The following is a 26245-nucleotide window of genomic DNA, read 5'->3' on the forward strand; positions in this document are numbered from 1 at the left end:
AGAAAAAATGATGCCAGTAATCACTTTTGAAGCAGGAAAATTAACGAAGGAACAAAAACAAGTTTTAGCAAAAGAATTTACAGCCACTGCAGCACGGGTATTACATGCACCAGAAGAAGCCTTTTACGTTTTCTTAAAAGAAAACGACGGTGACAATGTGGGTGTAGGTGGCATTTTATTAAGTGACCGAAAGAAGGAAGAAAAAGAATGACAACTTATGGTATTACCGGAGCAACTGGTTTTTTAGGTGGTCAAGTTATTGATGACTTACTAGAATTTGGAGTTGCACCAGAAGATATTATTGGTATTTATCGAAATGAAGAAAAGACATTGTCTTTGAAGGAAAAAGGAATCCAATTACGTTTTGGTGATTACCGTGCTAAAGATTTTTCAAAGGAAGTTTTTGAAGGCATTGACCGTCTGCTATTTGTCTCAAGTAGTGAAGAAGACGATTTAATTCGTTTGCAGGAGCATCTGACGGTCGTAACTGCTGCAAAAGTAGCAGAAGTGGGCTACATCGTTTACACAGGGATTGCATTTCCTGATAAAACAATCTTTCCAATGGAAAACGTGCACGTAGCAACTGAATTTTTCATTAAAGCAAGCCAAATTCCTTATACTTTTTTACGGAACTCATTTTACTTAGATGTGTTACTGAATAAAGAAGAACTGAATAAACAATTATCTGTAGGTAAATTATTCAGTGGTACGACTAGCGCTTTGAATTTTGTGCCACGGAAAGATTATGCTTTGGCTACAGCCACTGTCTTGACTGAAATGCAGCCTCATATCGGCAAAACTTATAATTTAACAAGCAATCAAACCTTTACGATGGTGGACCTAGTTAAAACTATTTCTAAAATTAGCCAGCAAGAAATCACTTTAGTTGAAGGGACTGACGCTGAATTAACCGAAGAAGTTTCTAATTTAGGACTTAATGATGCCTTGTTTCTCTACCATCTTCATTATGGATATACTCCAGGTTGGGCTGATAAAGTCTCACAAGATTTGGTCAATCTGATTGGCGAGTCAAAAATGACTAAACTGGCAGATTACGTTCAAGAGTTACTTGAAAAATAGGTGAAGTTTGACTCGTCTAAAAAGGCGGGTCAATTGTTTTAATTAAGTGAAAGCAGGAACTCATTGTGACCAAAGTAAAAAAAGTTGAATTAATCGAATTATTTTTTGATTTAATTTATGTCTATGCCATTTCAAAATTATCAGAAATTATCCATCATGTTGGTTTTGATGGCCTTACTTTTTCTGTTTTAATCAAGTACTTAATCGCAGCCTTTGTAATTCTACAAGGCTGGCTGTATTTGACGAATTATGTGAATCGTTTTGGTAAAAATTCATTCATTGATTATGTGGGAATCATCGTAAATATGTTCATCACAATTTATTTGTCCAACACCATCACAACTGACTGGGTACAAATGTATTTTTCTTTTAATTTGGCGATGTTTCTAATGTTGTTAAGTGTTTGTGCCTTATACTTTTTTCAAAAAAAGACCAATCAAAAAGGGTAAGATATTGCTGATTTTTCGATTAAAATTCTTCTGACAATTACTACTATCTATTTATTTGTTCTGCTATTTGGAAATTTTTTTGCCAGCTGATGTCATTTTAGCGATTGATTTTGTAGCAGTATTATTAGGTATTTTTCTACCAGTTATTAAGAAAGCCAACTTTGATACTAGTGTTGTGAACTTTCCCCATTTATTAGAAAGATTCCAACTACTTGTTATTATGACTTTTGGAGAGGCCATTGTGACTGTGGCTCCTTTTTTTAATATTCAAAAATTTAGTATAGAGCCTTTATTGTTATTTCTTATTTTAATTTCTTTATTTGGTAGCTATGCAATTCAAACAGAATACATGATTGAACATCACCGTAAAACCCGCGGAACAATACTCATGTATGCTCATTTTTTTATCGTCATTAGTTTGAATTTATTAGTTACTGGAGTAAGTTTATTGCTAGAGATAGAGGGCTCAAGTTGGCAGATGAAAGCTATTGTGGCTTTATCTGTTGTCATTTTTTTGATTTCTTTTCAGGCCAACAATCATTATGTCAAAGAAAAAAATTTATTGAGTAGAAAAGATATTAACTGGTTGTGGCTGAGTATTTTTTTCGGCGGCGTATTATTTTTATTTTCTGAGAGTCATTTTATGATTTTGTTAGGAATACTCCTGATTACCACTACAAATTTTTTGGTTAAACTAAATCATCTTAAAAGTGCTTCATCGGTTTAATAATATTACTACAAAATATTGACAGAACTAAACAAACATTATCTCTGTCAGTATATAAGATTATTCAATAAAGTTGGCTTCACATTATTTTAATAGAAGGAATGATTACTTATGAAAATAGCTTTAATTACAGGAGCTGGCAGAAAAACAGGCTTAGGTTTTGAAACGGCACGACAATTAGGTCAACATGACTACCATGTTATTCTTTCTGGTCGAAAAGCAGAACAGTTAGAAAACTTGACTACTGAACTTATAAATGAAGGGCTAAGTGCGTCTTTTATCAAAATGGACGTCAACAGTTCTCAAGAAGTTCTTAGGGCATCAAAAAAAGTTGAAGCGCAATATGGGAAGTTAGATGTCTTAATTAACAATGCAGTTTTGTTTGGTGGCTCCCAAGCAGCCGAGCTACAGGATTTAGCAGAAATGAAGCTATTATTTGAGACAAATGTCTTAGGTCCATGGAATGTTACTCAAAAATTTTTACCTTTGTTGAGAAAATCTGCTGAGCCAAGAATTGTCAACGTGTCTAGTGGAGCTGGTTCATTTGAAGATCCACAATATGGATTACTAACTGGGATGGAAGGTATCCCTGTTTCAGGCTATGGGTTAACAAAACTAGCCTTAAATGGTTTAACAATCAAAATGGCTAGAGAACTTGCTAAGGATAATATTATTGTGAATGCTGTGTGTCCAGATGTGACAGATACATACAGTGATGGCTATGGTCGAAGCATTTCAGATGGTGCTAAAGGAATTGTCTGGGCTGCTATGTTACCTAGTGATGGTCCCAGCGGTGGCTTTTTTAGAGATGGGGAGGTCTTGCCTTGGTAAAAGGTAAACTAACAATAGCCATGTTAAATGATTCATTTTGAAGAGTAAATTTTTTACTTTTGACACGAATTTTAAGAAGTTGTATTGTACAACCTCTTATTCTATGACTAATTAGGAATCATGACCAATGTAGTGGTAACAATTCATTTAAATAGATATGATTATTGTTGATAAAAAAATTTTAAATTGAAAAATATGTTACAATACCCAATGACTAAGTTTTTTAGAAATTGAGGTAATTATTTATGGCAGAAAATATTCAATGGTTTCTTTCAAATAAGTAAAGAATGTGGCAGCACCTTAAAATTAAATTTTGGTATTTATTCCTAATTAACCATTAGTAAATCAATATTTATATATTTCTTTCTGTTATTCTAAAAATGAAAGTATTATTTTGATTTTAGTCTAAACAAAGTTCAGCTTGCTAATGAATGCATGTGCTATCCGCCATTTGTCCCATGACCTGTCCCATGGAATTTTTTGAAACAATAAAAATGAATAACGTTAAAGGTTCAGATAGAGTTTAATACTTTGTTTGAAGCTTATTCTATTAGTTTTTTTTAGATTTGTAGTTAACCATATACAGGTTAATTAAAGGAACGAGTTTAATTTCGTTCCTTTTTTTTGTATGTTTTGAAAACCACCTGCTATGTGGGTGGTTCCAGAGAGCTTCCAGCGTGGTAGAAAAAAAACCTCCTAAAATGCTAAAATGATGCTGGTTTCCCGACCGCATCATCGACAAAATAGGAGGTACCCTTATGAAAAAGGACAAAGAAAGTTTATCACATACAAGCTGGAGATGTAAGTACCACATCGTATTCGCCCCTAAATATAGAAGGCAAATTAACTATGGAAAATACAAACAAAGCATCGGTGGGATCATTCGAGAATTGTGCGAGCGAAAGGGAGTAGAAATTCTCGAAGCGAATGCGTGTAGAGACCACATTCATCTGCTTGTTAGTATTCCACCGAAAATAAGTGTTTCTCAATTCATGGGCTATTTAAAAGGAAAAAGTAGCTTGATGATTTTCGATCGCCACGCCAATCTGAAATATCGTTACGGGAATCGAAAATTTTGGTGTCGTGGCTACTACGTGGATACGGTAGGACGAAACAAGGAGAAAATCACGGAGTATATTCGGAATCAATTACAAGATGATTATGCAGCAGATTAACTGACATTGTTCGAAGAATATGATCCGTTTACAGGAGAAAAAAACAAAAAGAAATAAGAAGAGATTCTTTTAGAATCAGCGAGTAATAGTGGTGCGGGAGGAAGCTCCTTCAGAAGGCCTTTTAGGCCGTGGTCGGTAAAAGAGGCTTTCAGCCGAAGAGCAAACCACCAGTTCACACTGGTGGTTTTGATTACTTCGTGAGAATAGAAGAAAGTTGTCCAAAAAGCTACAACAATTGTACCTAAACACAAATTTACTAATTGATAATAAAATCTTACGTTATCAACAACTTTGGTTAAATTATGGTTTTATGAATCAAGATATACCCAAAAAGTGATTGACATTTATTTTTATTTTGAGTATTCTTGTTGTGTAATCGTTATTCTTTTTGAAAAACTGGAGGTACGTTATGGAAAAACAGCAAGGATTATTGTATAAATTGGGAATTCCGACAATATTATTCTGGGGTTATGTTGGAGTTTTCCTTTTTATGCTCGGGGCGGGTATTGAAAACAGTTGGTTATCCTCTTACTTAGTGAATATAGGACTAACAAAGACTGAATCAGCAACTATTTTTTCACTGTATGGCGTATTGGTTGCACTTGTTTCATGGTTATCTGGAATATTAGTTCAAATTTTTGGCGTTCGTAAGGTAATGATTTCTGGATTAATTATTTTTATTTTGAGTTCGGTACCTTTAATTTTATGGGCAATTCCATCTGCGGGATTTATTCCAATTGCAGTGACATACATGCTAAGAGGGATGTCGTATCCATTATTTGTTTATTCATTCTTAGTTTGGATTACCTATCGTGCATCAAATGAAATAATGGGCCGGGCAACATCATGGTTTTGGATTTGTTTTAATTTAGGAATAACAATTGTTGGCCCTACATTAGCTGCAAACTCAATTACTTTTATGGGAGAGTTAAACGTTTTATGGTTGGGCATGGGAATTGCATTACTTGGAGGCTTTTGTGCGTTAATACTAAACAGAGACCAATTAATTCTTCCGAAAAATAATAATTCAATTGCGAAGGAATTAACTGATAGCCTACTGATAATGTTTAAAAAACCTAAATTAGGGATGGGGATGCTTGTAAAGACAGTAAACAGTATTGCTCAGTATGGTTTTGTTATTATTATGCCAATATACCTTATCACTAAAGGCTTTTCACTAGCACAATGGGCTAGTATTTGGGGGCTATCTTATATTGTTTGTACATTTGCATCAATATTTTTTGGATTTTTAGGTGACAAGTTTGGGTGGAGAAAAACAGTTGCTTATTTTGCTGGTACATTGACAGGATTATCTTGTTTGTTAATTTACTATGCGGCTGAATTTATGTCTGGTCAGTATCTCCCTATGTTACTTTCGTTTATTGTTTATGCATTGGGGTTAGCAGCTTACAATCCGTTATCCGCATTAATGCCAGCTTTAGCTCCTGATAATAAGGCAGCGGCTGTATCAGTCCTAAACTTAGGGTCTGGTTTAAGTAACTTTGTCGGCCCACTAATTGTATCCATTATGTTTGAACCTTTTGGTGCCCCGGCAGTACTATTTACATTCGCAATTTTGTATTTTGCTTCTAGTATCGTTGCCTTTTTCTTGAAGACTCCAGCAGAAGAAGCGAACAAATCAAAAGCTATTACAGAAGTAGAATCAAATTAGGAGGGCTTGTTATGAAAAGAGAAATTAAGTTAAATCCAAAAGAATTTGCAAATTTGGTTGTGTCTAGCCACCAATCAAATGAGGAAAACTTAGAGAAAATTGCGAAGGAAAAATTAACTTTGTATTTAGTTAGTTACACCTTAGTCGAAGAATTTAATAAACTGGAAAAAGAAAATCTATATGGAATCAGCAATGAAGAATTTCAAAGTAGATTATCCAATTTACAATTCTCACCAAATGAATATTTCAAAAAGTAGGCAAGAAAGGCGGCGAAAAAGATGCTAAAAAATTTGAATGACATATTACCTGAGGCAAAAAGCAGGAAGGAAGCAGTTGGTCACTTCAATATAAATGGTCAATTGTGGATTGAAAATATTCTAAAAGCCGCAGTTTCTGAGAACTCACCAGTAATACTAGCTACTTCGGATCGTATGGTGGATTATCTTGGAGGGTTTAAAACCATTCAGAAGTTAGTACTATCATTAATTGACTATTACAATATTGAGATTCCAGTTGTTTTGCACTTAGATCATGGACAAACAATAGAGAGGTGCTTTGAAGCAATAGATGCCGGGTATTCTTCTGTGATGTTTGATGGGAGCCATGAAGTGCTCGAAAAGAATATCGAGTTAACTAGGAAAGTCGTTGATTATGCTCATAATAAGAATGTTTCTGTTGAAGCCGAAATTGGAACGGTTGGTGGAAATGAAGATGGAGTTATTGGTGGAATAAACTATGCAGACCTTAATGAGTGTATTCGTTTAGTAGATGAAACGGGAATCGATGCATTAGCGGCAGCATTAGGTTCAGTTCATGGTCCATACCAAGGAGAACCTAAGCTAGGTTTTGCAGAAATGAGAGCAATCTCAGAAGCAATTAGTATTCCCCTAGTTTTGCACGGAGCTAGCGGGATTCCGACTCACCAAATAAGAAAAGCGATTGAACTAGGACATGCAAAAATTAATGTAAATACTGAATTAAATCTAGCATGGAAAGCTGGATTAATTGATTCTTTAAGGAATTATCCAACTGTGTATGAGCCAAAAATTTTACAAGAATTAAGTGCAAAAAACATTTACTCAGTTGTGAAAGAAAAAATTCGGGAGTTTAAAAATTTGGAATGAAAGTTGGAAAAAAATGAAGGATATTATTCAATTAAATTTACCTAAGACAATCTATCTCGGAAATGGTTCTATCAACAAGCTCGCACAAGAAGCAGAAACACTTGGATCGAGGCCTTTAATTCTTTGTGATCCATTTTTATTGAAAAATGGTTCATTTGAACTCATAGCCAATATATTGAACTCTGTAAATCAAAGATTTAGTTTATATAGTGAGATAAATTCAGAACCGACTCAAGACTATGTGTATGATGCAGTTAAAATTGCTAAAAACGATCAATGTGATTATATTATTGCTATTGGTGGTGGCAGCTGTTTAGATACTGCAAAAGCCGTAGCCGCTGTTATCACTAATAATGTTGCGATTGAAAGTTTTTACGGGAGTGATTTTCAAGGAGTGTCAAGTCCATTGCCATTAATAGCAATTCCCACAACAGCTGGGACAGGTTCAGAAGCGACAGATGTGACTGTAATAACGAACACAAAAACTCAAGTAAAAATGATGCTAAAGAATCGAATTTTTTTACCTGAGATAGCAATAGTAGATCCACAGTTCACTAAAACGGTCCCTAAAGGAATCACCGCTGCTACTGGTTTAGATGCTTTATGTCATGCCCTAGAATCATATGTATCAATCAAATCAAATAGTTTAACAAAAATGTATTCGTTAGATGCTTTAAAAAGAATTCTAACAAATATTGAAAAAGTTTATGATGACGGAAATGATGAAGAGGCAAGAAATGAAATGATGATTGGTAGTACAGAAGCGGGCATTGCATTTTCAAACGCATCAGTTACTCTTGTTCATGGTATGAGTAGACCGATTGGGGCACTTTTCCATGTACCACATGGGTTATCCAATGCAATGCTCCTGCCAATTTTTCTAGAATTTAGTCAAGAGGTAATCAAACAAAAGCTATCTGAGATTGTTGACTATATTTATCCAAATAAAGTGAATCTTGATATAGATGAAAAAAGCGAATATCTAGTTCAAACGATAAAAAAAATCTGCCTTCATCTAGAGGTTACTAATTTAGCAGAATGGGGAATAGAGTTTACAGAATTTGAAAGAGCAGTTAATAAAATGGCAGAAGATGCTCTAGCTAGTGGAAGTCCACAAAATAATCCCAAAGTACCATCCAAAGAAGAAATTATTCAGCTTTATTTTAAAGCTTTCTCATATAAATAGAAAAGCTATTGACCATCTTCAAAACATATGAGGATGGTCAATAGCTTTTTAAGTTCCAATAAAAAAATTTCTAAAATTCAATGGAGTCTCGCTAGTTTCTTTTTTAAATGAAAAAGTGAAATGTGACGCACTCGTGAAGCCAACATCAAAAGCAATCTCTTCGATAGATTTCCTTGTCTCCCTCAATAGTTTTTTCGAATTTTTGATGCGAATATCAGTCACATATTGATGTGGAGACATTCCGACTTCCTTTTTGAATTGTCGGGAAAAATGATATTTGCTTAATCCGGCATATTCTGCAATTTCATCAACCGAAATGGAATCAGCATAATGAGTTTCAATATAGATTTGTGATTTTAAAATCGATTTGGAAACAGTCTGTTTGTTTGCAAATAGCATTGATGTGAATATTTGTGTAAGACTCAAAGACATCACATGATCATTCGGTCTTAACCCCATGAGCTCAACCATAATTTGTGAGAAAGGTGAGATCAAATCAGAACAATTCTCAAAGTAGATGCCATTAAGATCATGAATTTCATCGTAGTAGGGTTCAGATAGTATTCCAGTGAAATGAACAAATTGAAATTTCACTCTACCTGTTGCCCAATAGTGGTTTGCTATTCTGGAGTCAAGTAAAACAATAGACCCAGCTTTTGCATAAAATATTTTTTCCTCATACTCAATGGCTAATTCTCCTTCCAAAATATGAAGCATCAGAAAAACATCATAAAATTGCCCTGCAGCTTTTCGATTTATTTCATATGGCAAATCGCAGGTAAGTTCTCCTCCCCACAATATACAAAATAAATTTTTTTTTGCAAAACTCGAAGGATTATTAAAATATACCCCTTTTCTAGAAATAATACCTTTGTCAAAGTGACCCATTTTGTCCTGGCTAAATTGCTCCATTTTATTAAACCTCCCACATAGCACAAAATCGATAAAAATCAGCAAATTTACGAATTGGAAACGGATTCTTATAAAAGTATACTAAGTATGTAATCAAGTTAAAAGAACCGATTAAACTAAGGAACTCTATTTTGTGCCTTTTTATAAAACTATTTTCATTTTATTTAAAAACAATATAGAGAAATAACTGATATGGATTTTATCGTAATTCTTTTAAGCAATAATACTATATTCAAAGGAGGATTGTAAATGTTTGACGGAAAAAATATTCAGTTAGGAATATCTCCATTAGGTTGGAGTAATGATGACATGCCTGAACTAGGTGCTGAAAATTCTTATGAGCAATGCATTAATGAAACTTCATTAGCTGGTTTCTCTGGAACAGAAGTTGGTATAAAATTTCCATCTGATCCAAAAAGCATAAATGAATCTCTAAAATCAAGAAATTTAAAAGTTGCAAGTAAATGGTTTTCATCGTTTTTATGCTCAACTCCTTATGAGGAAAATGAAGCAGAGTTTTTGAAGGAATTAGATTTTTTAGAAAGCGTTGGTTCAAACAGAATTAACGTCTGTGAGTTAACCCGAAATTTATTCGCCTCTGAAAAATCAATGTTTGGCAATGCGAAACCTGTAGCTTCTGATGAAGAGTGGGTGAAGCTAACAACTGGATTAAACAAACTTGGCAAAGTCGCAAATGAACGTGGATTTAAATTATGCTTCCATCATCACATGGCAACAGTTGTTCAAACTTATGCTGAGACAAAGCGATTGCTTGAAAATACAGATCCAGAGTTGGTTTATCTCTGCTTCGATACAGGACACTTTACTTTTTCAAATGAAGATGCCGTACAAGCGTGTCAAGATTTTGTAAATAGAATTGGGCATGTTCATTTGAAAGATATTCGAAAAGATAAGATGACTGAAGCAATATCTCAGGGGTATAAATTTAGAAAAGCTGTTGTTGAGGGCTGCTTCACCGTTCCGGGTGATGGATTTGTGAACTTCCCTAGAATCTTTGAAATCCTAGATTCGAATGATTATGAGGGATGGTTACTTGTTGAAGCAGAGCAAAATCCAAAGAAAGCCAACCCACTAGAATATGCAGTGAAAGCAAGAAAGTATTTACAAGAAAAAACGGGTCTTTAGTGGGAAACCACTTAAAAATAAAAAATTATATTGGAGGAAATTAGCTATGAGAAAAACTAAAGTTGCAGTAATCGGTGCCGGAAATATGGGGAAGGTGCATATTGAAAATATTATGACTTCAATTCCACAGGTTGAATTGAAGTATGTATTAGATCCATTTCCTGTACCATTTCCAGATAAATATAGTGATTGGGCAAACGATTTAGAATACCCTGCTGCTATTGCAGACTATGATAAAGTGCTAAACGATCCAGAAATTGAAGCAGTTTTGATTTGTGCACCAGCAGCAATTCATGGTGAATTAGTTATTAAGGCTGCGAGAGCCGGCAAACATATCTTCTGTGAAAAACCATTTGATTATTCAATTGAAAAAATTGTTGAAGCAATGAAAGTTGTTGAAGAAACTGGAGTGAAATTGCAAATCGGTTTCAACCGCCGTTTTGATCATAACTTTGCAAAAGCTAGAAAATTAGTTGATGCTGGCAAAGTTGGAGATGTTCATATTATTAAAATTACTTCTCGTGATCCAATTCCTCCAATCAAAGAATACTTTACTGCTCCTGGTGGAGAAAACTGTTCTATTTATACAGATACAACTATTCATGACTTTGATATGGTGCGCTTCTTAAATAATAGTGAAGTTACTGAAGTGTATGCAATGGGTTCAAAACTTATCAACAAAGATGATCCTGAAATTACTCGTGATGATACTTGTGCGATTACAATCCGCTTTGAAGATAATTCATTGGCAATCATTGATAATAGCTGGGAAGCAGTATACGGCTATGATCAACGTGCTGAAGTTTTTGGTACAAAAGGTGCTGTAACAGTGGAAAATGATGACTTTAGTGAAGCTACTTTGAATGCTCGAGAAGGAATCATTCATGATACTCCGAAAATTACTATCAAAGAACGCTATGGGTTAGCTTATGCAGAAGAAATTCGTCAATTTATCGCTTCTGTTCAAAATGATACGCCAGTAAAAGCAACTGCTATGGATGGTTTAATGAGTATTGTTATGGCTCATGCAGCACGTCGTTCTGCTGAAGAAGATCGTCCAGTTAAGATTGCTGAATTGTTACCTAAACTATAATTAATGGAGGAAAAATTATGAACTTTCCAAAATGTGCGTGTATCGATGCAATGTACACTGAGATTCCTTTCTATGATCGTTTTCAAGCAGCCAAAGATGATGGCTTTGAATATATTGAATTTTGGAGTTGGACTGACAAAGATTTAGACAAAATTGTGGAATCAGTTAAAAAATCTGGCATCAAAATCAGTGGATTCAATGGTGATGCGGATTATTCATTGATTGATCCAACTCATAAAACTGAGTATTTGAAATTTTTAAAACAATCTATTGAGGCTGCTAAGAAAATTGGTTCACTGTCATTAACTATCCATTCCAATGCTTTAGGTGATTTAGGGGTTGTGCTAAACCACTATACTGAGCTCTCAGATACAGTAAAAATCTGTTCAATGTATGATATGTTACTTGATTGTGCAAAATTGGCTGAGGAACATCAAATTGACTTAAATCTTGAGCCTTTAAATATCTATGCGGATCATGTGGGAAATTATTTAGCTACTACTCAAATGGCTGCCGAAATGATTCAATTGATTGGATCGCCTCGGTTAAAAGTTTTATATGACGTATACCATATGCAAATTAATGAAGGAAACCTAAGTGTAAACATGACTAAATACCTTAAACAAATTGGACATATTCATGTAGCAGATAATCCTGGTCGTCACGAACCAGGAACTGGTGAAATCAACTACACTAAAGTCTTTGAGATGTTAGAAGAAATTGGTTATCAAGGTCGTGTTGGATATGAGCTATTTCCAGCAACCACAACAAAAGAAGCTGTAAAAGCGATTATGAGCTATTAAGTAGAAAAGAGGAAAGCAAATGGGATTAAAAATCGGAGTTGTTGGAATCGGTGCAATCGGTTCTGATCATTTAAGAAGACTAGCTCATGTTATTGCGGGTGTAGATGTTGTCGCAGTTTGTGACATCGTACCTGGCAGAGCGCAAGCTGCGCTAGATCAATTCAAAATTGAAGCTAAGGATTATAGTGATTATCATGATTTAGTGGCTGATCCAGAAGTTGAAGTTGTTGTAATTACTGCGTCAAACGAGGCACATGCTGATGTAGCTGTTGCTGCATTAGAAGCAAACAAGTTTGTCTTTGTAGAGAAACCACTTGCCATCAGTGCTGCAGATTGTAAAAGAGTAATGGATGCAGAAATGAAAACTGGTAAGAAAATGTTACAAGTTGGCTTTATGCGTCGTTACGACGATGGCTACAAACAAATGAAAAAAATTCTAGACAATAATGAAATCGGTGCGCCTTTGATGATTCATTGCCGCCATTACAACTTAGATACTGTACCTGGATACAAAACTGAAAATGCAATCTATGAAACATTGATTCACGAAATTGATGTCCTTCATTGGTTAATTGATGACGAGTATACTGATGTCAAAGTTTACTTCCCTCGTCAGACATCAAACGTACCAGCAGAGCAAGTAAGAGATCCGCAGGTTGTTGTTATGGAGACAAATAAAGGTGTAAATATCGTGGTTGAAGTATTTACCAATTGTCAATATGGCTATGATATTCATTGTGATATCACTGGAGAAGAGGGAATGATTGAGTTACCTAGTCCTCCAAGTGTTGCAATGCGGAAAAATGCAAAATATTCCACAGATATCTTAACTTTATGGAAAGAACGTTTTGAAGCAGCATATGATGTTGAATTCCAAGATTTCTTTGACCATCTAAATGATGGGAAAGATCCAGTTGGTCCTGATACATGGGATGGTTATTTAGCAGCAATTACTTCTGATGCTGCTGTAAAATCTCAACGTTCAGGGAATACAGAAAAAGTTGTAGGTGTAGATAAACCAGCATTTTACAATTAATATTTTTAGGAGATGGTTTGTATTACCATCTCCTTTTTAAGATAGGAGATGATAATGTGAGTGCAAAAATTTTTACTTCTAGTTTAAATTCACAGTTTGAAGAAAAGGTGCAGGATTTCTCATTAAGAAGCCCTGACAATAGTAATGTTATTAAAGTATTTCCAAATAAACCAAAACAAATCATTAATGGATTTGGGAGCTCCTTTACTGAGGGAGCAGGTGTCGTGTTTAATTCTATGACCGAAAAGACCCAAGATGAACTAATTGATTTGTATTTTAGTAATCAAGGAAGTAATTACAATATGGCACGTATGCCCATTCAAAGTTGTGATTTCTCTTTGGGTAACTATCAATATGTGGATAGTCTAAAAGACGTTCAATCTGGAAATTTCAACTTTAATCGTGATGACGAGAATATCATTCCTTTTATAAAAAAAGCTTTAGAAAGAAATCCAGATATCATTTTTATGTCTTCCCCGTGGAGTCCTCCTTCATTCATGAAAACTAACAATGATATGAATAAAGGCGGCTATTTAAAAGAAGAATACTATGAAGCTTGGGCTGATATTATCAAAGCCTATTTAGATCATTATTTAGAAAACGGGATTAAGGTTCAAAAATTTTCAGTACAAAATGAGCCAGTAGCTATAAAACAATGGGACTCTTGTTTATACACAAATTATCAAGAGGCATATTTTGCTGTTAAGGTTTTGAAAAAGAAATTGGCAAACACTCCTCATGATGGGATGGAGTATTACATTTGGGATCACGACAAAGATGGATTAATAGAATGGGCTGATCAAAGCTTTAGTAATGAAGAGTTTAGAAAAAATATTGATGGTGTTGCTTTCCATTGGTATACAGGCGACCATTTTGAGCAGCTGGATTATCTTTATCGGAATTACCCAGAAAAGGACCTACTTTTTTCAGAAGGTTGTGTCCCACAAACAGAAGGGACCGTTGAAAATATTACAAACCATGGGGATGTTTATATCCATGATTTAATTAATAATTTCAAAAATGGCATGAGTTCTTATATTGATTGGAACATCTTGCTGGATTCAAAGGGTGGTCCAAATCATATGGGGAATACATGTGAAGCACCTATTCAATATGAGAAAGAGACAGACAAATTGATTTTTAATCTTTCTTATTATTATATTAGACATTTCAGCCACTTTATCAAAAAGGGAGCTTGTGTAGTGTACTCTTCTAGTTACAATCAGAATATTGAACAAGTGGCGTTTAAAAATCTCGATGAATCAATAGTGTTGGTTCTTTATAATAGATCCGAAAAAGAAGAGACCTTTAGAATATTGGAAGGTAATAAAGAACTTGAAATGACTTTAAAGGCTAAAGAAGTCTCTACAGTAATTTGGTAAGTTTGAAAATAAAAATTTTTGGTTTTGGAGTATTTAGATGAAAAAAAGACAAATAAAACAAACCGGCATTGAAATTTCGCAGATAGGTTTGGGTGCCAATGCTGTTGGTGGCCATAATTTATATCCTAACTTAAGTGAAAAAGCAGGGAAACATTTGGTTGCTACTGCAATCGAAAATGATATTAATTTGATTGATACAGCATATCGATATGGTAATGGTCGTAGTGAAGAATTAATCGGGGAAGTCATTCAAAATTATGATCGTTCAAAAATAATTTTAGCAACTAAAGCTGCCCATACTGATCCAGTCAAAGATGTTTTTAGTAATTCTCCAGAGTTTTTAACTAGGTCTGTTTTTGAAGCATTAAAAAGATTGAAAACTGATTATCTTGATATTTTTTACATCCATTTTCCTGACGAAGCTACAGATAAAAGATATGCAATTGAGGCTTTGCAAAAACTGAAGGATAATGGCTTAATTAGAGCAATTGGCGTCTCTAATTTTTCATTACAGCAGCTGAAAGAAGCCAATTTTGAAAATCAAGTAGATATAGTTGAAGATAAGTATAACCTGCTAGATCGTGGTAATGAAGGAGGGATAATGTCCTATTGTTTGGAGCGTAATATTGCGTTTATTCCTTTTTTTCCGCTTGCTTCAGGAGTTTTGTCGGGGAAATATAATAGTAAAAAACAATTAGAAAATGGAGATTTTCGAAGTGATTTAACCTATTTCTCTAAAGAAAATCTTCATATTGTTGATACAGCCATTCCCTATCTCAGTTCTTTAGCAGAGAGTTATAAAGTTTCTATAGCGGATATAGTTTTAAATTGGTACTTAATGCGCAAAGACATAACCAGTGTAATTCCGGGAGCTAAAAACTTTGATCAAGTATTGAGTAACCTCAATAGCACGAAATTTGTACTAACTGAAAAAGAGTGGGATAAAATCAATCACTTATTCCCCTCAATATAGAAAAACTAGAGTGTAGATATTCTGGAATAAGTGATATCTACACTCTAGTTTTGTTAAACGACAATAATTTTTTTCTCTTTGAAGTAATCTGAGTATTCTTTTGGTGGTTCTTGATCCGTTAGAACATAAGAGACATTGTCAAAACTACTATAGGTTAATAAAGCCGCCCTATCGAATTTGGAATTATCAACGAGGACGAAGACTTGAGCAGCAGTTTCGGCAACTTCCTTCTTAATCCAATACTCTTCTTGAGAGGAATTCGTTACACCATTTTTAATCGAGACTCCTGTCGCTGCCATAAAAGCCTTATTTACATTTAAATGCATGACAACCTTTTCAGCAGACATAGTAACGAAAGAACGTGTTTGTTTTCTAAATAAAGAGCCAACAACAAAAAGAGTAATGTTTGGAAAAGAGACAACTCGTTCAATAATGTCCAAGCTGTTCGTAATAACTGTGCATCGTAATTTTGGATCTAGGAAGTCCAAGATATCAATTGTTGTCGTACCTGAATCAATGAATACTACATCATTTTCTTCAATAAAGGCTGCTGCTTTTTCTGCGATAATTCTTTTTTCTTCAGCATGACTAGTAGAACGTTGGGTAAAGTTGATTAAGTTTTCCTTTTTTGCTCGAACACCACCATAAACTTTCTCAATAGTTCCTCTTTGTTCTAATTCATTGATGTCTCTTCTAACAGTATTTATAGAAATATCAAATTCATTAGATAGTTCATCAATAGTCGCGGATTCGTTTTCCTTAACGTATTTTTCGATTTCATTAATTCGTTTTGTTTTCATTTACCTCTCATCCCTTCATAATCATTTGGTTATTGAATAAGTAAATTTGATTTCTCCATCATAGAATATCATAGAAATATCAGTTTTTCAATGAATATTTGAGCAAGTGTCCTTTTTAAACGGAAACATGACCAAAATATTACCAAAAATTATTGACATGTTTTGGAGTTTCCTTTATGATTAAGTCAATCAATTGATCAAATACAATTCCAAATAATTAGGAGGAGTTTTCATGGCAAGACAATTAAGAAACTTTGTTGGTGGTTCATGGGTAGATAGTGAGACAAAAGCCTTTGAAGATGTAATAAATCCAGCTACTGAAGAAATTATTGCGAGTGTTCCATTGTCCACTAAGACAGATTTAGACGCAGCGGTAGCAATAGCACAAAATACTTTTCACAGTTGGAAAAATGTTGCGGCTCCAAAAAGAGCTCGAGTGATGTTCAAATTCCATCAATTGCTAACAGAACATAAAAAAGAATTAGCTAAAATTATTACGATTGAAAATGGAAAATCCTATGCTGAAGCACTGGGAGAAGTCCAACGAGGGATTGAGAATACTGAATTTGCTGCAGGTGTTCCTTCATTAATGATGGGGGATTCGTTGTCCAGTATTGCTACGGACGTCGAAGCAGTAAATTATAAATATCCAATAGGTGTGATTGGTGGGATTGCCCCCTTTAATTTTCCAATGATGGTTCCTTGTTGGATGTTTCCAATGGCAATTGCGTGTGGAAATACATTCGTTTTAAAACCTTCCGAGAAAACACCATTACTAGCTGAAAAAATTGCAGATTTATTGAAAGAAGCAGGTTTGCCTGATGGAGTTTTCAACATTGTCAATGGTGCCCACGATGTAGTAAATGGCTTGCTAGAGCATCCAGATGTGAAGGCAATCTCATTTGTTGGTTCTAAACCTGTTGGTGAGTATGTTTATAAAACTGGAACTGCTAACCTAAAACGAGTACAAGCGTTAACTGGTGCAAAAAATCATACCGTTGTTTTAAAAGATGCTAATCTAGATGTCACTGTCACCAATGTTATCTCAGCAGCTTTTGGATCTGCTGGAGAGCGGTGTATGGCTTGTGTGTGCTGTATTAGAAGTTGAAGAAACTATTTACGATGATTTCATGGAGCGGCTAGTAAAGGCAGCTAAAGAAATCAAAATTGGCAATGGATTAGATGAAGGTGTGTTCTTGGGACCAGTAATTCGTCGAGAAAATCAAGCACGAACTGTTGAGTATATTGAAAAAGGCTTGGCTGAAGGTGCTAAGTTGACACTGGATGGTCGGCAAAATATTCCTGCAACTGGCTATTTTATTGGCCCGACAATTTTTGAAAATGTTACAACAGATATGACTATCTGGCAGGATGAAATCTTTGCACCTATACTTTCAGTAATAAAAATTAAAGATTTAAAAGAAGGCGTGGCAATTGCCAATCAATCTCCATTTGCCAATGGGGCTTGTCTTTTCACAAACAATGCCAGTGCTATTCGCTATTTTAGAGAAAATATTGATGGCGGTATGCTGGGAATTAACTTAGGAGTGCCAGCACCAATGGCTTTCTTTGCTTTCTCTGGTTGGAAAGATTCGTTTTACGGTGATTTACATTGTAATGGGAAAGATAGTATTGAGTTTTATACACATCGTAAAGTTGTGACTGCTAGATATCCAAAAGAAGACATTTAAATTTACGTTCAAGAGGTGAAAAATACATGGTTCAGTTAAAACGAAGTCCGATCAGGTTTAAGATTTCTGATTCAGTAGAATTGTTGCAGCACATCACCAAAGAAAATAGTCCATTACACTATATTGAAGCCCAAGTGTTTAAAATGAATGAAGGTGGGCAAGTTGTGACAGAACTGAAGGACAAGGAAGTCTGTGTTGTTGCTTTGACTGGTAGCTACCAAGTGAGCGATGGGACTGTGACTTTTGATGATGTAGGGACTCGCTCAAGCGTTTTTGAAAAAATTCCAACAGACAGTGTTTATGTATCAAAAGGAAAAACAGTGACGATTACCTGTCAGACAGCTGGAAATATTATTTTGTGTTACTCCTCTATGGAGGGAGCTGCCAAGGAAACTCAACTGATTAAAGGAACAGAAAATCTTGTTGAGCATCGTGGGAAATATAATAATCAACGATTAGTTCACAATATTCTGGATGACCAAAGTACAATTTCTGAAAAGTTACTAGTAGTTGAAGTGTATACAGATCAAGCAAACTGGTCTAGTTACCCACCACATAAACATGACCAAGACAATTTACCAACAGAAAGCTTTTTAGAGGAAACGTACTATCATGAAATGAACCCAACAAACGGATTTGTTTTCCAAAGAGTCTATACGGATGACCGCTTATTGGATGAAACCATGGAAGTTTACAATCAAGATATGGTGATTGTACCTAGAGGCTATCATCCTGTAAGTGTCGCGGAGGGTTATGATGGCTACTATTTAAATATAATGGCTGGACCGACAAAATTTTGGAAGTTCCATAATGAAATAGATCACGAATGGATTATTAACCGTACTAAGGAGGAAAAATAGATGCAAAAAGAATTTGATGTAATCGCAATTGGTCGGGCGGCCATTGACTTAAATGCTGTTGAATATAATCGTCCAATGGAAGAGACGATGACGTTTAGAAAATATGTTGGTGGGAGTCCTGCGAACATTGCTATTGGCTCTGCTAAAATGGGATTAAATGTTGGTTTTATTGGCAAATTGTCAAAAGATCAACATGGAAATTTTATAAAAAAATACTTGGAAGATGCTGGCGTGGATACCTCAGAAGTTGTTTTTGATGATGAAGGGCATAAATCTGGCTTAGCTTTTACAGAAATTTTGAGTCCTTCAGAATGTAGTATCTTAATGTATCGGGACCTAGTGGCTGATTTGTATTTAAAACCAGAAGAGATTCATGAAGACTATATTGCAAAAGCAAAATACTTTGTTGTCTCAGGTACTGGTTTAGCTCAAAGCCCTTCTCGGGAAGCAGTGCTGAAAGCTGTGGCATTTGCTAAAAAGAATGGCACGAAAGTCATTTTTGAACTAGATTATCGGCCTTATACTTGGAAGAGTGCAGAGGAAACTTCAGTTTATTATAGTATCGTCGCGAAACAAGCTGATATTGTCATTGGCACAAGAGATGAATTCGATGTGATGGAAAACCTTATTGATGGAGATAATCAAAAAACGGTAAATGAACTATTCAAGTTTGAACCAGAACTTATTGTGATTAAACATGGTGTTGAGGGGTCGTATGCCTATCAAAAAGATGGCTCTGTAATTAAAGGAAATGCTTATAAAGCTAAAGTTTTAAAAACTTTTGGTGCAGGAGATTCTTATGCAGCAGCTTTCATTACGGCAATTGTCCAAGGGTTAACCATCGAAGAAGCTTTAAAATACGGTAGTGCCTCTGCTGCCATTGTTGTCAGCTCTCACAGTTCTAGTGATGCTATGCCGACAATTCCTGAAATTCAAAAATTGATTGCAGAGCAGTCATAGTAAAAAGAGGATTTATACTTAACGAGCTGTTAGGTATAAATCCTCTTTAAGTAGTATGGTTAGTTAAAGATGTTATAACTCGCCAGTTAAAAACTGCGCTCGCCCAAACCCAAAAGACCAATCACTGTCATTATTTTCAATAATGCTGATTAGTATATTTTTAGAGTCAATTTGTAAATTTTGATACAGCTTTTCCGCAACTAGTTGATAAAATAACTCTTTCGACTCTTTAGTCCTAGGTCGGCTAATAATTGTGATAGCAATTTGTTCTGCGGCGTTCCGCTGAAATCCTAGTCCTGTATCTTCTAATATCATTTCATAAGGTTCGTGCTGTGTGACAATTTGATAACGATCTCCTTGTGGAACTTCAAAGGCAGTAAGGACTGCTTCGTTTAAACTATCGAGAATCTTTTTAATATCTTTTGGCGATTTACCTTTAATAAGGTCAATTTTTAAAAGTGGCATAACTACTTCCTCCTTGATGTTTGTCATATGATACCTAAAAAAAGTAATTCTTGCTACAATTATGCCCATGTTGTGATTTTTAAAACAAAACTTATCCAATATATAACCAAAAAATATTGACTATCTAAAATGTACTATTTATAATAAAGATGAAATCTATCGTCTCTCGCCAGAGAGGATTAAGGAGTGAAGAAAATGGCAAAAAAAATCCCCTTGACTACTGCACAAGCATTAATCAAGTTTTTAAATCAGCAATATATCTCAATTGACGGCGTAGAAACGCCTTTTGTCGAAGGAATCTTCCATATATTTGGACATGGGAATGTCTTAGGTATTGGTGAAGCCTTACAAGAAAACCCTGGACATCTAAAAAGTTTTCAAGGTAAAAACGAACAAGGGATGGCTCATTCAGCAATAGGGTTTGCAAAACAATCTTTACGCAAAAAGATTTATGCAGTAACAGCCTCTTCGGGTCCTGGCTCTGCAAATTTATTAACAGCAACGGCAACAGCCTTTGCAAACAATATTCCAATCTTATTATTACCAGCAGATACCTTTGCGAGTCGACAGCCTGATCCGGTTTTACAGCAGATGGAGCAACCCTTAAGTGCGGCTATAACCACCAATGATGCGTTTCGACCAATTTCCCGTTATTGGGACCGAGTTCAACGACCAGAACAATTAATGAGTGCTTTGATTCGTGGATTTGAAGTATTAACCAATCCAGAATCAGCAGGCCCTGTCACTATCTCAATTTGTCAGGATACTGAAGGTGAAGTTTTTGATTATCCTGAGGAATTTTTCAAAAAAAGAGTTCACTATGTGGATCGTCGGCAACCAACGGAAAGAGAATTAAATGAAGCGGTTGCTTTAATCCAATCAAGTAAGCACCCAGTGTTATTAGCTGGTGGCGGAGCGAAGTATTCTGAAGCAGGAGAAATTATAGAAAAATTAGCAAGTACTCACAACATCCCTGTTGTTGAAACCCATGCAGGAAAATCTATTGTGACCCCAGATTTTCCTCAGGCAATGGGCGGTGCAGGCGTGTTAGGAACAGCGCCAGCCAATCAAGTACTGATGGAAGCAGATTTAGTTATTGGTGTAGGTACTCGCTATTCTGATTTTACGACCAGTAGCAAAACGCTCTTCAATTTTGAAACAACAAAATTTTTAAATATCAACGTCAATCGGTTCCAAACAACAAAATTTGACGGCTTACAAGTGGTTGCAGATGCCAAGGCGACATTAACCGCTATTTCAGATACTTTATCTGACTATCAAACTGAGTTTAATGACGTGTTAGCGCAATACAAACAAAATTGGCAAGCTGAAAGAAGTCGGCTACGTCAGACAACTTTTTCTAGAACTGATTTTGAGCCAGAGTTCCCTGGGCATTTTTCTCAAGATAAATTGAATACTTATGCTGATCGCTTGAAAACAGAACTAACACAAACTTCTGCGTTGTTAACCATCAATGAACTATTTGATGAGAATGCAATTGTAATTTCCAGTGCGGGTTCTCTGCCAGGAGACATGCAGAGGACTTGGGATGCAAAAGGAAAAAATACATTTCATTTGGAATATGGCTATTCTTGCATGGGGTATGAGGTGGCAGCAGCATTGGGAACTAAGCTAGCCGAACCTGAAAAAGAATCTTATGCTTTTGTGGGAGATGGTAGTTTCTTGATGATGCATACAGAGCTAGTGACCGCATTGCAATATGACAAAAAAATTAACGTGTTACTTTTTGATAACGCCGGGTACGGTAGTATTAATAATTTACAGATGGAGCATGGGCTGAACAGCCAAGGAACTGAGTTAAGTAATTCGCAAGATCAAGTTATGCAGATTGATTATGCCAAAATAGCTGAAGCTTATGGGGCTGTTTCATATAAGGTAAATAATCTTGAGGATTTAACAGCCGCTTTATTAGCTGCAAAAGAACAAACTTCCTCCACCTTAATTGAAATCAAAGTATTACCTAAAACCATGTCGAATGATGCTATTGGTAGCTGGTGGCGTACAGGAGTTAGCCAACTATCTACTAGTCCTAAGGTTCAGGCAATCAGTGATCATGAAATGGCAGAGTCGAAGAAGGCATGGCTATATTAGAAAGCTTTCCATATTAAAAAAGCAGTGGGATACTCATAACATCTTAAAAAAATAAAATGTAAAGGAGGAGCGCGCTTGAAATTAGCAATAAATGAAGCGACTTGCATGAAGAATTCCACGTTGATGGAAGATTTGTACCTAGCTGAAGCAAATGACTATGATTTTATAGAGTTGCGTATTGACATGTTGAGAGAGTATTTAAAGACTGGCAGTTTAGGCGAGTTAGCTGAATTTTTTAAAACTCATCATCTAAAACCAGCCGGATTCAATTCAATTGAAGATATTAATTTTTCTACTCCAGAAAAATGGCAAGCAATCGAAGAAGACTTGCGCTTTGTCTGCGAAGTGAAGGCTGCAATTGGCGGAGAAGTCTTGGTAGTTGTGCCAACAATTTCAGACGTGGAGTATTCTGAAGAAGAAGTGTTTAAAGATAGTGTCACTGTGTTAAATAAAATTTTAGCTTATACAGATAAACTAAAATTAAAAATCGCATTTGAGCCAATTGGCAGTCAAAATTGTTGTGTGAGAAGCTTAGAAGAAGCTCACCGCATAACAAAAGCGGTCAATCATTCAAACGTAGGTTTAATAGTTGATGCATTCAATTTATACCTGTTTGATGGCTGGCAGGATATCGATTATTTGGAAAAAATTACACCTGAAGAAATTTTCTGTTATCATATAGATGATAGTGACAATCTTCCTTTGGAGCTATTAGACCATGCTCATCGATTATTTCCCGGAAATGGCGTGATTCCATTAAAAGCAATTTCAGATAAGTTAAAATCGATTGGCTATGATGGCGCTTGCTCCTTGGAATTGTTTAATCCCAGCTATTGGCAAATGAATGCCAGGGATGTATTTAGACTTGGAGCAGAAAAAACTAAAGAGTTTTTATAAGAAATCCTGTAATTCATTGAATTTAGAAATAATAGAAATAGAATCTGAGAGGATTATTCATTTCTATTTAGCAAGGATAGGTATCGTTCAGTAATGATGTTAATAAGTTAACGATGTGATTTTTAAACCAGCTTAAAAATAAAAAGATCAGAAACAAGATCAGAAACATTATTGGTTTCTGATCTTTTTATTTTCATCAGTATACTCAGAATTGAAAAAATCAAATAACTTAGGTTAAATTAAGAAATATACTCTCATTAATTAAAGACTCAAAAACGATAGTTTATGAAATAAGATTTTGATAGTTAATATAAATCACATCTTACGAAGTAAATTAATTATTAGGTTAGTCTGGTATATTTTGAATATAAAAACTGAAAGGAACCTAGACTATGAAGAACTTAGAAAACCGTATACGAGAGTTGGAAATGACTAACATCGGTTTGCAGTTTCAAATTGCTTGCTTAATGGAAAAAAACAACCTAACCATCGAAGAAATGAAATGCTATGCTCGAAAATGTCTCGAAAAAATGCCCAAAGAAGAAACTAATTCTGATTATGAAGTTTATTTAAAAGGCTTTTTAATAGGAGAATTTCAACTAGATAACAGTATTTAGTTAAATAAAATATATAATAGATTCTTTGCTGTAATTTAATTATCCCGAAACTTTTAAGAAGGCTGAATCGTGAATAGATAAACTCAGGGTTTAGTCTACTCAAAACTATCTCAATTGAAGTAAAAGCAATCGAAAACGATAATTCTTTCATATGTTGACAGTGCTAAATTTTTTTATAGTATAGTGACTAGGAAGAATTTAAGAGTTAAGCAAAGTTTATTTTATGAACGAGGTGTATTTTTGAGCGTAACAATGTCTATCTAGATGAATTAAATAGCCGATAAGCAGTTGTTTATTTGGCGTGTCTATAGATATTCTTACATTCTCAATCATGATTCATATGAACTTGCTTATATCAAGGGTCAGTTGAATAATACCATTGAGGGCTAGGAGAAATCCTAGCTTTTTGCGTACCTTTTTTGCTGTCGTCTTGTAGACATCCATAAATAACAATTGTGTGTAGGCGAATCCGAATTTAAAATTTAGGAGGTTTTACTTTGGAAAAAAGTAATCCGAAACGTCACTGGCGCATGAATGTTCAATTATTTCTATTAAGTCAATTCGTAACTGGGATCACGAGTATGACGGTTCAGTATGCGATCATTTGGTATCTCACTGAACAAACTAAGTCTGCAACTATGCTAAGCTTTGCGACATTATTAGGAATGCTTCCTATGATTGTCTTAAGTCCTTTCGTGGGTCCTTACGTCGATCGTTTGAATAAAAAGAAATTGTTGATTGTCCCAGATTTAATTGCGGCTTTATTTGCGATTCTTCTATCAGTTACAGGAATCGTGACAGGAACTTTCCCATTTTGGCTGATTTTTGTCTCGCTATTTGTTCGAGCAGTCACACAAACGTTTCAAACGCCGACGATTCTATCGATTCTACCAACTATTGCGCCAAAAGAGGAATTGACAAAAGTGAATGGACAATTAGGAATGGTGCAATCTGCAAATAGAATCATAGCTCCAGGAATTGGTGCGTTTCTGTTTGCGCTTATGCCGTTACATCTATTGTTGCTTTTGGACGTTTTAGGTGCAGTATTGGGTCTGCTGTTGCTTATGTTTGTAACAATACCGAAGACCTCGGGACATTCTGGAAATACTCTTGCATTAGAAGATACGAAACAAGGAATTAAAGACCTTAGTAGTAAAAATGGCTTATGGATCATCGTGTTGATTGGCGCTTTGTCTTCCATCTTCATTATGCCAGCCGCTAGCATGTATCCTTTAATAACGATGGGGTATTTTGATGGAACTGTCGGTGACGCAGGCTTTGTTCAAATTATTTACTCGGTTGGCATGTTGGTTGGTGGAACAATTATTGGCGTGTTTGGAAACTGGAAGGATCGCGTGAAACCTCTACTAATTTCTTATCTAGTGCTTGGTATCACGTTAGCAGCTAGCGGTCTTTTACCGTCAAATAAAGCAGGATTAGTTTGGTTTATCATTTTGAACGCTTTTACAGGGATAGCTGCACCATTTTTTGATACCTTATTAATGGCAATGATTCAGCAGACCTTTCCAGTCGAGCAGCTTGGAAGAATCATGGGTGTAGTGATGGCTTTATTGAGTTTACTCGCCTCATTAGGTTTAATTTTCGCAGGTCCCATAGCAGATTCTATCGGTGTAGAAAAACTATTTGTCATTGCTGGACTGGGTATCGTCATGTGTGCCATAATTAATTGGCTCATTGTGCCGGCCAGACGCTATGACAAAAAACTTCAACAAAAACAAAGCTGATGTTTACACAGTTTCTTGAAACCCGCTAATTTTATTGGTGGGTTTTTGTATTTTCAAAATATGGAAGAAGTAAGGTATGTGAGTCCACTAACGACGGATTTAATAGACTCACATTTGAATTATTTTGCTTCTTTGGCCGCTAGTCACTGCTAGCGGCCTTTATATCGTTAGAGATCATTAGTCTCAATCTTATAAGATATAAACATCATGGAGGCTTTTAAAATTTCCTGACCAATTTGACAAAGAGTTAATGCTTTTACTTTTAGTCAGTTTGCGAAGTAGTAAATAAACTGAGTAATTCAAAGGTATTAATCTCATTTATCATGTTTCTTGTCTTAGTGGTCGTTAAAAAATTAATAAGCATAATAAAAATTTTTGAGAATTTGTGTCTTTTTATTTAGTTAAAATTGCTGTTATATATAGAGGGAGACTAGTTCGAATATTTTTAACGGAGAATTGAAAAATTTGTTGGCACACAAATTTGAAGCAAATTAGAAAATTTGAATAAT

The 26245-nt window shown here is 35.2% G+C and carries 25 protein-coding genes and 1 pseudogene; 23 read left to right on the forward strand and 3 right to left on the reverse strand.

Features of this window, described 5'->3' with window-relative positions; genetic code table 11:
• Window positions 1–10: 10 nt before the first annotated feature.
• The 10 genes from dmpI to ORH16_RS05690 all read left to right on the forward strand — a co-directional run bounded on the left by dmpI (window position 11) and on the right by ORH16_RS05690 (window position 8244).
• A complete protein-coding gene (dmpI, locus tag ORH16_RS05645; RefSeq protein ID WP_265457018.1) occupies window positions 11–211 on the forward strand; it encodes a 4-oxalocrotonate tautomerase DmpI in 201 nt (66 codons plus the stop codon).
• Entirely contained in the window at window positions 208–1080 is an 873-nt protein-coding gene (locus tag ORH16_RS05650) for an NmrA family NAD(P)-binding protein (protein ID WP_265457019.1), read from the forward strand. Before dmpI ends, ORH16_RS05650 begins: the two co-directional genes overlap by 4 nt.
• Before the next feature lie 65 nt (window positions 1081–1145).
• Entirely contained in the window at window positions 1146–1529 is a 384-nt protein-coding gene (locus tag ORH16_RS05655) for a low temperature requirement protein A (protein ID WP_265457021.1), read from the forward strand.
• Window positions 1530–1596: 67 nt separating this feature from the next.
• Window positions 1597–2256 carry a low temperature requirement protein A gene (locus ORH16_RS05660; RefSeq protein WP_265457023.1) on the forward strand — a complete coding sequence of 220 codons (660 nt, stop codon included), beginning with the start codon at window positions 1597–1599 and terminating at the stop codon, window positions 2254–2256.
• A 111-nt stretch (window positions 2257–2367) separates the two neighbouring features.
• A complete protein-coding gene (locus ORH16_RS05665; protein ID WP_265457025.1) occupies window positions 2368–3087 on the forward strand; it encodes an SDR family NAD(P)-dependent oxidoreductase in 720 nt (239 codons plus the stop codon).
• A gap of 758 nt (window positions 3088–3845) precedes the next feature.
• Window positions 3846–4262, forward strand: coding sequence for an IS200/IS605 family transposase (tnpA, locus tag ORH16_RS05670; protein ID WP_416207838.1), 417 nt, complete (start codon window positions 3846–3848; stop codon window positions 4260–4262).
• Between the two features lie 409 nt (window positions 4263–4671).
• A complete protein-coding gene (locus ORH16_RS05675; protein ID WP_265457027.1) occupies window positions 4672–5934 on the forward strand; it encodes an MFS transporter in 1263 nt (420 codons plus the stop codon).
• An 11-nt stretch (window positions 5935–5945) separates the two neighbouring features.
• The gene (locus ORH16_RS05680) at window positions 5946–6191 is read left to right on the forward strand and encodes a hypothetical protein (RefSeq protein ID WP_265457029.1); all 246 of its coding nucleotides are present in this window, start codon (window positions 5946–5948) and stop codon (window positions 6189–6191) included.
• Between the two features lie 21 nt (window positions 6192–6212).
• Window positions 6213–7058 carry a ketose-bisphosphate aldolase gene (locus ORH16_RS05685; protein ID WP_265457030.1) on the forward strand — a complete coding sequence of 282 codons (846 nt, stop codon included), beginning with the start codon at window positions 6213–6215 and terminating at the stop codon, window positions 7056–7058.
• 13 nt (window positions 7059–7071) lie between these two features.
• Window positions 7072–8244 (forward strand): iron-containing alcohol dehydrogenase, encoded by a 1173-nt coding sequence (locus tag ORH16_RS05690; protein WP_265457032.1) that lies wholly within the window; start codon window positions 7072–7074, stop codon window positions 8242–8244.
• Between the two features lie 48 nt (window positions 8245–8292).
• On the opposite strand, the gene ORH16_RS05695 is transcribed toward ORH16_RS05690, so the two are convergent.
• Window positions 8293–9156 carry a helix-turn-helix domain-containing protein gene (locus ORH16_RS05695; protein ID WP_265457033.1) on the reverse strand — a complete coding sequence of 288 codons (864 nt, stop codon included), beginning with the start codon at window positions 9154–9156 and terminating at the stop codon, window positions 8293–8295.
• 249 nt (window positions 9157–9405) lie between these two features.
• On the opposite strand from ORH16_RS05695, the gene iolE reads away from it, so the two are divergent.
• Genes iolE through ORH16_RS05725 form a run of 6 tightly spaced genes read left to right on the forward strand, consistent with a single transcriptional unit; the run spans window position 9406 to window position 15589 of the window.
• On the forward strand, window positions 9406–10302 hold the full coding sequence (gene iolE / locus ORH16_RS05700; protein ID WP_265457034.1) for a myo-inosose-2 dehydratase: 897 nt from the start codon (window positions 9406–9408) through the stop codon (window positions 10300–10302).
• 46 nt (window positions 10303–10348) lie between these two features.
• Window positions 10349–11395: an inositol 2-dehydrogenase gene (gene iolG, locus ORH16_RS05705; RefSeq protein ID WP_265457036.1), complete on the forward strand. Its 1047-nt coding sequence runs from the start codon at window positions 10349–10351 to the stop codon at window positions 11393–11395.
• A gap of 17 nt (window positions 11396–11412) precedes the next feature.
• The gene (locus ORH16_RS05710) at window positions 11413–12198 is read left to right on the forward strand and encodes a hydroxypyruvate isomerase family protein (protein ID WP_265457038.1); all 786 of its coding nucleotides are present in this window, start codon (window positions 11413–11415) and stop codon (window positions 12196–12198) included.
• Between the two features lie 19 nt (window positions 12199–12217).
• The gene (locus ORH16_RS05715; RefSeq protein ID WP_265457040.1) at window positions 12218–13234 is read left to right on the forward strand and encodes a Gfo/Idh/MocA family protein; all 1017 of its coding nucleotides are present in this window, start codon (window positions 12218–12220) and stop codon (window positions 13232–13234) included.
• Window positions 13235–13290: 56 nt separating this feature from the next.
• Window positions 13291–14616, forward strand: coding sequence for a glycoside hydrolase family 30 protein (locus tag ORH16_RS05720; protein ID WP_265457042.1), 1326 nt, complete (start codon window positions 13291–13293; stop codon window positions 14614–14616).
• A 37-nt stretch (window positions 14617–14653) separates the two neighbouring features.
• Entirely contained in the window at window positions 14654–15589 is a 936-nt protein-coding gene (locus ORH16_RS05725; protein ID WP_265457044.1) for an aldo/keto reductase, read from the forward strand.
• Window positions 15590–15642: 53 nt separating this feature from the next.
• Here the strand turns inward: ORH16_RS05725 and ORH16_RS05730 are convergent, their stop codons facing one another.
• Complete coding sequence (locus tag ORH16_RS05730; protein ID WP_265457046.1) at window positions 15643–16389, reverse strand: DeoR/GlpR family DNA-binding transcription regulator; 747 nt, start codon at window positions 16387–16389, stop codon at window positions 15643–15645.
• Window positions 16390–16621: 232 nt separating this feature from the next.
• On the opposite strand from ORH16_RS05730, the pseudogene ORH16_RS05735 reads away from it, so the two are divergent.
• From ORH16_RS05735 to iolC, 3 genes and pseudogenes are all read left to right on the forward strand, one after another.
• Window positions 16622–18080 (forward strand): annotated as a pseudogene (locus ORH16_RS05735) (CoA-acylating methylmalonate-semialdehyde dehydrogenase).
• 26 nt (window positions 18081–18106) lie between these two features.
• Complete coding sequence (gene iolB / locus ORH16_RS05740; protein ID WP_265457047.1) at window positions 18107–18940, forward strand: 5-deoxy-glucuronate isomerase; 834 nt, start codon at window positions 18107–18109, stop codon at window positions 18938–18940.
• Entirely contained in the window at window positions 18941–19900 is a 960-nt protein-coding gene (gene iolC / locus ORH16_RS05745) for a 5-dehydro-2-deoxygluconokinase (protein ID WP_265457049.1), read from the forward strand.
• A 72-nt stretch (window positions 19901–19972) separates the two neighbouring features.
• Here the strand turns inward: iolC and ORH16_RS05750 are convergent, their stop codons facing one another.
• Entirely contained in the window at window positions 19973–20365 is a 393-nt protein-coding gene (locus tag ORH16_RS05750; RefSeq protein ID WP_265457050.1) for a tautomerase family protein, read from the reverse strand.
• 195 nt (window positions 20366–20560) lie between these two features.
• On the opposite strand from ORH16_RS05750, the gene iolD reads away from it, so the two are divergent.
• The 4 genes from iolD to ORH16_RS05770 all read left to right on the forward strand — a co-directional run bounded on the left by iolD (window position 20561) and on the right by ORH16_RS05770 (window position 25736).
• A complete protein-coding gene (gene iolD / locus ORH16_RS05755; RefSeq protein ID WP_265457052.1) occupies window positions 20561–22477 on the forward strand; it encodes a 3D-(3,5/4)-trihydroxycyclohexane-1,2-dione acylhydrolase (decyclizing) in 1917 nt (638 codons plus the stop codon).
• A 75-nt stretch (window positions 22478–22552) separates the two neighbouring features.
• On the forward strand, window positions 22553–23374 hold the full coding sequence (locus ORH16_RS05760) for a sugar phosphate isomerase/epimerase family protein (protein WP_265457053.1): 822 nt from the start codon (window positions 22553–22555) through the stop codon (window positions 23372–23374).
• A 392-nt stretch (window positions 23375–23766) separates the two neighbouring features.
• Window positions 23767–23991, forward strand: coding sequence for a hypothetical protein (locus ORH16_RS05765; RefSeq protein ID WP_265457054.1), 225 nt, complete (start codon window positions 23767–23769; stop codon window positions 23989–23991).
• A gap of 530 nt (window positions 23992–24521) precedes the next feature.
• Window positions 24522–25736 (forward strand): MFS transporter, encoded by a 1215-nt coding sequence (locus ORH16_RS05770; protein ID WP_265457767.1) that lies wholly within the window; start codon window positions 24522–24524, stop codon window positions 25734–25736.
• Window positions 25737–26245 lie beyond the last annotated feature (509 nt).

This window comes from Enterococcus sp. HY326 (assembly GCF_026157065.1).
GTDB lineage: Bacteria > Bacillota > Bacilli > Lactobacillales > Enterococcaceae > HY326.